The organism is Micromonospora sp. WMMD723, from assembly GCF_049863385.1.
Taxonomy (GTDB): Bacteria; Actinomycetota; Actinomycetes; order Mycobacteriales; family Micromonosporaceae; genus Micromonospora; species Micromonospora wenchangensis.
Genome location: NZ_JBMKNR010000001.1, coordinates 3,092,824 through 3,105,120 on the forward strand (window position 1 = coordinate 3,092,824; position 12,297 = coordinate 3,105,120).

The 12,297-nt window shown below is 64.7% G+C and carries 4 protein-coding genes; all 4 read left to right on the forward strand.

Annotated features, from left to right (window positions below; translation table 11 throughout):
* The first annotated feature begins 588 nt into the window (after nucleotides 1–588).
* The 4 genes from ACN261_RS14140 (at nucleotide 589) to ACN261_RS14155 (ending at nucleotide 12,197) form a co-directional block, all read left to right on the forward strand.
* Nucleotides 589–10,140 (forward strand): LamG-like jellyroll fold domain-containing protein, encoded by a 9,552-nt coding sequence (locus ACN261_RS14140; protein ID WP_425850463.1) that lies wholly within the window; start codon nucleotides 589–591, stop codon nucleotides 10,138–10,140.
* Nucleotides 10,141–10,367: 227 nt separating this feature from the next.
* A complete protein-coding gene (locus ACN261_RS14145; protein ID WP_144081826.1) occupies nucleotides 10,368–10,682 on the forward strand; it encodes a hypothetical protein in 315 nt (104 codons plus the stop codon).
* A 297-nt stretch (nucleotides 10,683–10,979) separates the two neighbouring features.
* On the forward strand, nucleotides 10,980–11,345 hold the full coding sequence (locus ACN261_RS14150; protein ID WP_144081825.1) for a hypothetical protein: 366 nt from the start codon (nucleotides 10,980–10,982) through the stop codon (nucleotides 11,343–11,345).
* 405 nt (nucleotides 11,346–11,750) lie between these two features.
* Nucleotides 11,751–12,197 (forward strand): ABC transporter ATP-binding protein, encoded by a 447-nt coding sequence (locus tag ACN261_RS14155; RefSeq protein ID WP_425850467.1) that lies wholly within the window; start codon nucleotides 11,751–11,753, stop codon nucleotides 12,195–12,197.
* Nucleotides 12,198–12,297 lie beyond the last annotated feature (100 nt).

A 12,297-nucleotide genomic window follows, 5' to 3' on the forward strand; every position in this document is an offset into this window, starting at 1 on the left:
ACCTGTTTCGTGGCATCAACTTGTAACGATGCTTCCTAGCCGCACCCTGGGGCTTGTAAGTTCCCCGTGATCTCTCAGATCGATCACGGGGGCTGTTGTGGATTGCTGGCTGAGGTCTCGGGTCCGTTGGCGCGCCGAATTGGCCGGCAGCGGAATCCCGCCTGTCCAGGTTCATTCTGGGAACGCCGCAGGCGCTGTCCGCGCGGAAACGCGGCAGGCTTGCCGGTGAACTCTCGCATCCAACATTCATTCGCCGCTCTTCGTCCGCCTAAATGATTGGCGATGTTCATGCTTTTTGGACCGATGGCCCATTCAAGGAGACGCGGGTCGTTTATGCGGTCGACCGCAGTTCGGTCAACAATCTCGATGTCTTTGGCCTGCCTCCTGGTTGTGAATCTGGGGGGCAGCGGCGCGAGTGGGTTGTCTACCGCAGCCTCCGAACGAGGGAAAGCAGCGAGCGGCCGGGCGGCCACGGCTGCCCCCTCACAGCGGTGGGGGTCGGCGTCGGACACGTCTTCGCTGCTGGCTCGTGGGCGGGGTAACCGGGAACTGCCGAAGTCCCTGCGGGGGCAGTATCCGCTGCACAGGTTGAAGCAGGAGCCGGCTCCGGGCCGGAACAGGGCGTCGGTAATCGCGGCACCAGTGGTGGATGTCGAGGGGTACGACAGAGCGACGAGCCGTGAGCGCCTCAGTGAGCGGTCGGAGACGAAGCGGGTCTACGACAACGCCGACGGTACGCAGACCACCGAGCTGTCGACAGACGCGTTGAACTACCGTAAGTCGGACGGCAGTTGGGCATCCATCGACACTCGGCTCACGCCCGACGAGGATGGAAGCGGATGGCGCAACGTTGCCGACGCGGTCGCCCTCAAGCTGGCGGGACGGGCTGACGACAGCGAGCTGGTGAAGCTGACCTTCTCGGCAGAGGAGGAGTTCTCCTACGGCCTGGCTGACGGGGCACGTAGCGTCGGGCGAGCGGATGCGGACTCTGTCACCTACTCCCAGGTGCAGCCAGGCGTCGATGTTCGCCTCGCACCGAGGGCAGGGGGCGTCAAGGAGACCATCGTTCTGCATTCGGCCGAGGGGCCGACATCGTTCGTCTTCCCCCTGAGGCTCCGCGGGTTGACGGCGAAGCTCGTTGATGGACAGGTGGAGCTCAACGACCGGGTTGGTGGTCGGCGCGCGGTTATCCCCCCTGGCTACATGCTGGATGCGGGCAGTGAGTCGCGTGGGCCGGCGACGTCGGCAGGTGTTGCCTACGAACTGGTCACGTCGAATGGGCGATCCGCGTTGAAGGTCACGCTCGACAGCGACTGGTTGCGGAGCCCGGACCGGAGATTCCCGGTTGAGGTGGATCCGACGGTGGGTCCGCCGGTCAGCGGCGTGGGTGCCGACAGCAGCATGTACGTGCACGGGGGATCGTCGACCGTCGGTGGGCAGGACCTGCTGGTGGGCCGCTCGGGTGGGTCCAATGCCGCTGCTTATCTCAAGTTCGGCGGCCTGGTTGGCCAACTACAGAACCACACGATCCACGGCGTGGCCCTGTCTGCGGTCAACTTTGACGCTGCATCGTGCCGATCGCGTCAGGTGACCGTGCATCCGGTGACGGAGTCGTGGTCGGCCAGTACGGGTTACTCGTATCCGGGCCCGTCAGTAGGTGGCGCATTGGCTAGCCGGTCGTTCGCCCACGGGTACATCGGGCTGGGGCAGTCGCAGTCAGCATGTCCGGCCGCTGGTGAGATGTTCGACCTGGGGAAGGCTGGCAGAGACCTGGTGCAGCGGTGGGTGAATGGCCAGCAGACCAACTACGGGCTCTCGCTTCGCGCTTCGACGACGGATGCCTCGGCCTGGAAGAAGTTTGCTGGAACCAGCACCGCTAACGCGCCGAAGCTCTACGTGACGCACTCGCCCTACAATGCGGCATACGCGATCCCGAAGCCGACTCCCGAGCCACCGGTGCTGCGGAACCAGGACGGCAACGTCAAGATCACCGCCACCAACCTCAGCGCCGAACCGTGGTCGCCCGGCAACTACTATCTGGCCTACCGTGCGTACAACGCGGAGACCGGCGCCGCGGTGGTCCAGCAGCGCGCTGCGAACCTGTCGACCACCATCGCCCGCGGGGCGAAAGTGACGCTGGATGCGACCATCAAAGCCCTGCCGCCCGGAACGTATTTCCTGGATTTCACGATGGTGCGTACCGGCGGTGCGGTCTTCACCGACCACCAGGTGCCACCGGGTCGGATCGTGCTTCAGGTGTTCGACGTTCCACCGGTGGTGCAGGAACTCTATCCAGGCAACGGCTATCAAGCGCCGACGCTGACTCCACTGCTCTGGGCACGGGCCGTCGATTCCGACGCCGCCCCCGGAGCAACGCTGTCGTTCAAGTTCGAGATCTGCGACCGTACCGATGCGGGAGAGGCGGCGAACTGCACCAACTCGGGCTACGGCGCGAATCCCTCGTGGGTGGTGCCGGCCGGCCGGCTGTCATGGACCAAGAGCTACCTGTGGCGCACGTTCGTCAAGGATGGCGCTAACGAGGTCATGTCGGCGGACTCCGTGCTTCTGACCTCGGTGCCGCAGCCTGACCTGATCTCCCGCATCGCGGGGTCTCCCGATGCGGAGCAGGGCCGCGAATTCGACGCGCAGTACGGCAACTTCACTACCTCGGCGGTCGACGCCACGGTGGTGACGGTGGGCCCCGAACTGAACCTGCTGCGCACCTACAACAGCTTGGACCCGCGGCCCTCGGCCGTCTTCGGTGCGGGATGGTCCAGCCGGTACGACATGAAACTGGCGTCTGACGACGACGGATCAGGCAATGTGGTGGTCCGCTACCCCGATGGGCAGGAGGTGCGCTTCGGAAGGAACCCGGACGGCACCTTTGCCGCACCATCCGGCCGGGTCGCGCAGCTCACCGTCGACAGCACCAGTTGGACGCTTCGGGACCGCTCAGGCACCACCTACCGATTCTCCCTGGGCGGAAGACTAGCGAAGATCACCGACATCTCGGCCCGGTCGGTCGTGCTCAGCTATGACCTGGCCGGCAAGCTGACCAAGGCGCAGGTGTCGAACAGCGCGAGCAACACCGCAGGACGAGCGCTGTACTTCACCTGGACCGGTGCGCACATCACCACGGTCAAGACCGATGTGGTGAACGGTGCCGCGCTCGTCTGGTCCTACGAGTACACAGGTGACCTCCTCACCAAGGTCTGCTCTCCGACCTTGGCGTGCACGAGCTACGACTACGCCGCAGGGTCGCACTACCGCTCCGCAGTACTCGATGCCCGTCCCGACTCGTACTACCGTCTCGGCGAGGAGCAGGGGACCGGCGCGGGTAGCGACATCGCGATCAACCTCGGTAAGGACGCCGGGACCTACAAGAACGCGACTCTGGCGCAGCCCGGGGTCATCGAGGGAACCAGCAATACCGCGGCGGCGTTCAACGGTGTGTCCTCGTACGTCGAGCTTCCGAAGGGATCGCTCAAGAAGAGCCGGGACGCCGCGGTGGAGCTCTGGTTCAAGATCGGTCTTACCCAGACCGGCGGTCCGCTTCTGGGATATCAGGACGCAGCGGTCGGTGCGACCGCGACCAGCGGCGTGCCGGTGCTCTACACGGGTACTGACGGACGACTACGCGGACAGTTCGCCGGCGGCGGTATCGCTCCTGTCACGTCGGTTTACCCCGTCAACGACAACAAGTGGCACCATGTCGTGCTGTCGGCGATGGGGACCACGCAGACGATGTACCTCGACGGTGTCAAGGTCGCGGATCGTGCCGGGCAGACCATCGAGCACTCGTCACTGACGTTCAACCAGATCGGTGCTGCGACGGCGACGTCTCCGACCTCTTGGCCTAGCTGGGGTGGCACCGCCCAGCGGTACTTCGCCGGGGTGATCGACGAGGTGGCGATCTACTCCCGACCGCTCGGCTCGGAAACCGTGTCGGCGCACTTCCGCTATGCCAAGCCGGCTTCCCAGCAGTTGACGAAGGTGACACTGCCCAGCGGCCGGATCACCAGTCAGGTCGAGTACGACACCGCCACCGACCGGGTCAAGGAGTACACCGACGACAACGGCGGCACCTGGAAGGTCGGGCAACCGGCCATCTACGGCGGCGACACCGATCTGCGGCGCAGCATCCAGGTTCTCGACCCGGCAAATCGACCGTACCTGTACGAGTACGACGCCCTCGCCGGGCGTCTGTTGCGCTCCGGCACGCCCCTGGGCCGGGACACCCGTGCGGAGGACCTGCCAGGGGAGCCCACCACCCCGCCTACCTCGCCTCCCACCCAGGTCTGTACGCAGCCGGACCCGAACGACCCGGCATTCTGCACGATCATCCCGGATTCCTCGGGCGGTCCCATCTTCGTCCACCATTCCACCGAGGGGATGGCGGTCCGGGCCTACTCCTACGACGAGGACGGATATCAGAGCAAGGTCACCAACGAGGACGGTGACTCGGTGGAGATGACCTACGACGACAAGGGGCACCTCGCATCGAGGAAAAGCTGCCGCACCCTCGACCAGTGCCAGACGAGCTACTACACGTACCCGACCAGCATCACCAACCCGTTCGACCCACGGGCTGACCTCGCGATCGAGTCTCGGGACGGGCGGTCGAGCGGCCCCACCGACAACACGTACCGTACGTCGTTCACCTACCACCCCAACGGCCAGTTGATGGCGCAGACCAACCCTGACGGCAGCGTCGTCAGGCACACGTACACCGACGGCCTGGAATTCGGGTACGGCGGCGGATTCCAGCCTGCCGGGCTTCTGAAAGCCAGCACCGACGGCCGTGGCAAGATCACCATGAACGCGTACTACAGCAATGGCGACCTTGCTCAGGTGACCGAGCCCTCCGGTCTGGTCACGACCTACACCTATGACGCCCTCGGACGGCGGCTCACCGAGAAGATCGTCTCGGACAGCTACCCCGCGGGTGTCATCACCAGCTACACCTACGACAGCCAGTCGCGAGTAGCGACCATCACCGCGCCTGCGACCACGGACGTCATTTCCGGAGTCCGTCACCAGGCCCGCGTCACCAACGACTACGACCCGGACGGCAACGTCGTCAAGGTCACCACCTCGGACGTGTTGGGCGGCGACCCGGACCGGGTCAGCACGACCGAGTACGACGAGTACAACCGACCCGTCCTGGTCGTCGATGCGGAGGGCAAGGAGACCAGCTACGGCTACGACCGTTTCGGCAACCGGACGTCGATGGTCGATGCCAACGGCAACCGGTACGACTGGGCGTACACCGCACAGAACAAGGTTGCCGAGGTACGGCTGAGGGACTGGCGTAGTGACCCGGAAGGGGCGCCGGGCACCGGCACCGGCGACTACCTGGTCCTGCACCGCTACATCTACGACTTCGCCGGCAGGCTCGCCAGTGACACCGACGCCATGGGTCGTCGGCTGGAGTACCAGTACTACCGGGACGACCTGTTGCAGAAGGTCACCCTGAAGGACTTCCACAACCCCGACGGCAGCAAGCGCGACTACGTCGTCGAGGAGAACACCTACGACGGGGCCGGCCATCTGACGCGGAAGGCGGAGGCGAACGGTACCCAGGTCACCCAACACGCCTACGACCGCGCCGGAAAGCTCACCAGCACCGTCGTGGATCCCGGAGGGCTCGCCCGGACGAACACCTTCGCCTACGACGGCAATGGCAACACCACCCGGACCACCCGCACCGGAAAGACGTCCAACCTTCCCTGGTTCGTTTTGCTCGGTGTCACGGAGACTGTCGACTACACCTACGACGACGCGGGAAATCTGCTCACCGAGAAGATCATCGGCGACGGATCGCGAACCCGGCTCACCAGCTACACCTATGACCAACGTGGCCTGCGTACCTCCGCCACCGATCCGCGTGGAAACGTGACCGGTGCGGACAAGGCGGCGTTCACCACCACCTACCGGTACGACGAAGTCGGCCAGCAGGTGGGGGCGACCGGTCCGGCCGTCGCCACCGAGAGCAACGGCCAGACGCCCGTCACGGCCAGAGCCGACACCGCGATCGGCTACAACGCCTTCGGCGAAGCGACCGCCACGAGAGATCCGCGTGGTCAGATCTCCCGCACCGAGTACGACAACCTGGGACGCCCGGTCAAAGCAATCGCGCCCACCTATCTGCCCCCGGGTGTCACGGAAACCCTCATCCCGAGCACCCAAACGACGTACGACGGCCTGGGCAACGTCATCGAGCGCATCGACCCCAGCGGCACCACCCGCTTCAGCTACGACCAGCTCAACCGGCTGATCACCCAGGACGAGCCCAACAGCACCAACGACGACCGAGCGGTGACCCGCTACACCTACACCCGCACCGGCGAGACACTGACCGTCACCGGCCCCACCGGGGCGCAGGTTCAGTCCACCTACGACGACCTGGACCGCCAGACGACCCAGACCCGCGTCGAGCGGTATCCGGTCAACCGGAACCTCGTCACCAAGCTGGGCTACGACGACGCCGCGAACCTGACCTCCATCACGTCACCGACCGGCGCGGTCACGAGCAACACTTACAACTCCGTGGGCGACCTCATTCGCACCACTGCCCCGAACGGCGCGGTCACCCACTTTGGATACGACTACTTCGGGCGGAAGGTCCGGGTTTCCGACGGGCTGGGGCGAACCACCCGCGCCAGCTACGACCTGTTCGGCAACCTGACGAGCGACGCCAATCTCAACGCCGACGGGGACGTGCTGCGTACCCAGAGGTACGGGTACGACGAGGCCGGCAACATGGTCTCCTCGAAGGATCCCTACAACGTCGTCACCACCTACGAGTACGACACCGCGAACCGCCTGGTCAGGCAGATCGAACCAGTAACCGACACCGAGTCGGTCACCACCAGTTTCGGGTATGACGCTGCCGGTAACCGCACCCGCTACACCGACGGACGCGGCAACGCCACCATCTACACCTTCAACACTCTCGGCCTGCCAGAGTCAGCCATCGAGCCAGCCACGAGCAGCCACCCCACCACCCCCGACCGCACCTGGACCGTGGGCTACGACGCCGAAGGCCGCGCCACCCGCATCAGCGCCCCCGGTGAGACCAGCCGCCAGCGCACCTACGACGCCGCCGGACGACTCACCGCCGAAACCGGCTCCGGCGGGGAGTCCACCACCGCCGCCCGCAGCCTCGGCTACGACAAGGCCGGCAGACTCACCAGCGTCAGCGCGCCCACCGGCACGAACACCTACACCTACAACGACCGCGGTGCGGTGCTGTCGACCTCCGGCCCCTCGGGTGCTGCGACCTTCGGCTACGACGACGACGGGCAGATGACCACCAGGACCGACGTCACCGGCACCGCCACCTTCGGCTACGTCAAGGGCCGCCTCACCTCCCTCACCGACTCGATCACCGAACAACGTCAGAACCTGACGTACGACGCCGCAGGCGAGGTGAAGACGATCGACTACGGTGCCGGGCGCATCCGTACCTTCGGCTACGACGACTTGGGTCGGGTCAACAGCGACACCCTGAAGAACGCCGCCAACGCCGTCGTCGCCTCCGTCGCCTACGGCTTCGACCTGAACGGTCATCTGACCAGCAAGGACACCACCGGCACCGCTGGTGCCGGCAACAACACCTACACCTACGACAAAGCCGGCAGGCTCACCGGCTGGACCAGCCCGGCGGGCACCATCACCTACGCCTGGGATGCCAGCGGCAACCGGATTCGCGCCGGCAGCAAGACCGCCACCTACGACGCACGCAACAGGCTGCTCACCGACGGCGACTACACCTACACCTATTCACCGCGCGGCACGCTCCGGTCGCGCACCAGTTCCGGCCTCAGCGAGCAGTACGCCTTCGACGCCTTCGACCGTCTCACCACCGCCATCACCCAGACGTACCAGTACGACGGCCTGGACCGGGTGGTGTCCCGTACCGGCACCACCTTCACCTATGCCGGCCTGGGTGACGAGGTCGTCGCCGACGGCGTCGAGTACTTCGCCCGCGGTCCCGCAGACGAACTGCTGGCCACCGGGCAGGGCTCGGACGAGCAACTCTCACTCACCGACGCCCACGGCGACGTCGTCGCCGCGTTCGATCCCGCCAACACCAGCCTGACCACGCTGAACGACTCCACCTCGTACGACCCGTTCGGCAAGAAGATCACCAGCATCGGAGACACCGGCAACCTCGGCTTCCAGGGTGACTGGACCGACCCACAAACCGGTCAGGTCGACATGGGCGCCCGGTGGTACGACCCGGGAACCGGCGCCTTCACCTCCCGCGACAGTGTCGACTACGCCAGCGGTGACTCCATCCTCGCGAACCGGTACGCCTATGCCGCCGGCGCGCCCCTGGACTTCGACGACCCTGACGGTCACTGGCCCAAGTGGCTCAAGCGGGCCGCCCGCTCGGTCAGCAACGGTTACCACGCCGCCACGAACTTCGTCAGCAGCACCGCCTCCTGGGCATGGAACTACGGCACCCGGCTCTGGAACCAGGGAATCTCCGCCCTCAGGTCATTCGGGCAGATGCTCTACAACGGCGCTACCAGGCTCTACAACAAGGCCAAGACCGCCGTCGAGAACACCTACCGTCACATCAAACAAGGCGTCACCAACCTGCGTACCAATGCCACCAACTGGGCCAAAGAACAAGCCCGTGCTGCGGCGCAACGAATATACGAAGCCAAGAAGGCGGTAACCAACGCCGCGAAGGCCGCTGTCCGGCAGGCGATCAAGTTCACCAAGCTGCCGGTCGTGGCCGCGCTCACCAAGCCGCTGCTGGCGGGAGTCAAGCTGGTGTCCGGCGGCATCAAGGTCATGGCGAGCGTCGTCGCCGTCACGCAACAGGCCATCCGTGACCCCGACAAGTTCCGGCAGAAGCTGTTCCTCGAAGCAGCTCAGCGCCTTGCCCCACTCGTCGAGGGTGCCAACGAGATGTGGGACAAGGCGACCCAGTTCGTCGAGGACCACGCCGCTGAGATCGCCGGCATCGCCGTCGGTGCGGTCGTCGGCATCGGCTGCGGGGCCGCCATCGGCTGGACCGGTGTCGGTGCCGTCGCCTGCGGTGCCCTTGCCGGAGCTGTCGGCTCCGCTGTCACCGGATACATGAACGGCAAGCGCGGATGGGATCTCGCCGGCGAAACCGCGCTCGGTGGGCTGTTCGGCGCCGCTGGCGGGGCCGCCGGGGCTGTCGGAGGCGCGGCCCTCGGTGCCGGGCTCCGCGCTCTGGGCGGGGGAATGAGAGCAGCCGGCGGCAAGGCGGTGAGCGCGGGACTCGGCGAAGCACGCACCATCGGACGCGGGCTCATGGGCCGGAGCGGCGGCTGCCTCGGCAACAGCTTCACCGGCGACACGAAGGTCCTGATGGCCGATGGCAGCCACAAGCCGATCCGTGACGTGCAGCTCGGCGACAAGGTCCTAGCCACCGATCCCACCACGGGGCGGACCGCGCCGCGAGTAGTCACCGCTCTGATCGTCGGCAGCGGCACCAAGCAACTCGTCGACATCACCGTCACCGTGGATGGCCCCCAAGGCAGCCGTGCCGAGACGATCACCGCTACCGCCGGGCACCCCTTCTGGATCGCCGACCAGCAGCAATGGCGCGAAGCCAAGGACCTCAAGCCCGGCTACACCTTCGAAACCGCCGACCACCGACCAGCAGCCGTAGCCGCCACCCACCACCGCACCCAACCCGAGGTGGTACACAACCTCACCGTCGACACCCTCCACACGTACTATGTGCTCGCTGGCACCACACCGGTGCTCGTGCACAACTGCAGTGAGACCTTTTATCGAGCGATGAGCGAGAAGGAGTTCAAGCAACTCGGAGGTAATGGCGAGATAACCGTCAGGGGAACAGAAAACTTCGTTACCCAGTCGCGTTCATATCTGGGAGGCCTGCGGGATCGCTTCTCGCGGCGCGGTGGTCGTAACGCCGAAAAGTATGCCGCATTGGTTCAGTATGACATGCGGCCGGGCACGCGCGATGCGCTTATCGCGGCGGGAAAGCTTCCAGGAGATATTGGTCAAGATATTCGATCTGTGCATTTAAAGATGGAGCGAGGATTCGAAACTTTTGGACTGAGACCAGAGTCTGTCGATGTGTTTAACTCTAGGATATTGGATTTTAGGAGAATGGATGATTGGTGATGCTTCCAGGGAATGATGCCGCGCTTGCTGAGGCGGTAGACTCTCACCTCGCTCGGGGGCCTGTTACTGATGAGGTTGCCTACGCGGTCCAGCGGCGATTCCCTGGAGCCGTCGACTCTGTGGAGCGCTGGATTCGCGTCGCGGCAGCGGCATGCGACTGGGGTAAGGTCGGGCGTTTCGCGAACTTGGGCGCGAAATTGCATGCTCCCGGTCTCGGACGGGTGATAATGGACCTGCTTGAGGCGAACTATGCTGGCCTCAATGAGGAGGATCTTGTTGATATCCTCGGCGAGGTAAGGGTGGTCGATGCGGCAGGTGTGATATTCCGAGTCGTCAAGCGTTCCCTTGAATCTGATGCTCCCGCCTACTGGTTATGTCAGAAGGCGATACTTGCCCTGAGTGAGCTTGAATCCGATGAGGCGAATCGGTATCTGTCGGAGATGACGACTGATTCGTGGCCAAGCCCGATTCGTTGGCATGCCGCAGTGGCGCTGTGTATCGAAGATCAACTCGGTTTCGACGAAGACTCGATGATGGCGTAAGTGATCCGATGTTCTGAGTGGAAGTTGTGTTGCGCCTGACAGCTAAGGTTGGCGAACGCTGCCTTGATGGTTGCCGCCATCGACCAAACTGAGTCGATATATTCCGATGCCGAATCTCCGAGAGTGCTTGGGATGTGTTGCCCAAATGGGAGGGCGAATTCTTCCGAGCGCAGGCGGGCGGCGCGTAGCGATCTATGGTCCGAATCTCAAGGGTGGCGTCGTGAAGGGGATTGAAAACCTGGGCGTTCCGGTCTTCAGAAGTATGGATGATCTGATTTCCTGGGTTGGGCCAAAGTCATGACGGAGACCGTGGTGCTGGTCGTCGACGACCAAACAGTTGGCCTGGGTGAACTAGCAGAGTTCATGCAGCCGGTCGGCGACGTCTCAATCAAGGGTGCAGTCCTGACGCTTCAACGCGGCAACGAACTTTGCTATGTAGTTGAGGTGTCCAATCCAGAAGTTGACGGTATCTTTGAAGATTGGCCAGATCCTCAAGTCCCGAAATCGCCGACCGCCATTTTCAGTGTCGATTACCGTGCGCCCGATCTCGCTGTTGCGCTGGTGCAGTCAATCGCACAAAGGCGTTCGTTGACCGTCGACACTAATTATGGCCAAATTGTGTCGGGCGGAGCCCTGGTTCCCGACATGTTGCGGCCTGCCTAAAGATCTCCGAGGTGATCCCTGCCTTTATTGTGGCCCGCCCGCTTCGGTCACGAACCGTAGTGGGCGGCTCTACAGGGACGTCCCCTGTTCCTGCCGGTTGCCGTCGGGGTTGCCGTCAAGCGCCGAGTATTAATCTAGATCTACTGATGTAAACCCGTTGACGTTGCCGCGCCGGCAGGTGTGTTCGATGGCGTGCCGCGCAGCGGTGTGGCGTCGATCCCCGGAAGTACGCGTCGTGGATGGGTGGTGAAGGGATCGTCACGGCCCTTCTCTGGGTAGTGAGGATGGGTTGAACAAGGGGGTGCAGGCCAGTTCTGCGCCGGCGCGGACGGTCGAGGGTTGTCATCCTGGCGTCGGGCACTCGACTTCATCGATGGCTCATTCGTCCGACACTGCGGCCCCCACATGGAGTCGCTGGAGATGGTGGGCCTGGCCCACGCCGCCGGGTTGCACCCGTGGCAGCTCTCCGGCGGCATGCAGCAGCGGGTCGCCATCGCCCGGGGGCTCGCCGTCCGGCCGGAAATGCTGATCATGGACGAGCCGTTCGCCTCGGTCGACGCCCAGACCCGGGCCAGCCTGGAGGACCTGCTGCTCAAGGTCTGGGCGGAGACCGGTACGACGGTGCTGTTCGTGACCCACGACATCGACGAGGCCGTGTACCTGTCCGACCGGGTGGTCGTGCTGTCCCAGGGGCCGTCGGTCGTCGTGGCGGACCTGCCGGTCACCCTCGACCGGCCCCGCGACCAGATCGCGACCAAGCAGACCCCGCTCTTCGGGGAACTCCGCGAGCACGTCTACTCCCTGGTCATGGCCTCGCAGCGGCGGACCTCCCTGTCAGGGGAGCCGGGCTGACCGGGTGACCGGGTCGCGTTGATGCGGCCCAGGGGCGGGAACCGATGACGTGGCGGTGGTGCCGGGCGTCGCGTTCCGGCGGCACCGGAGGGACCCGGGA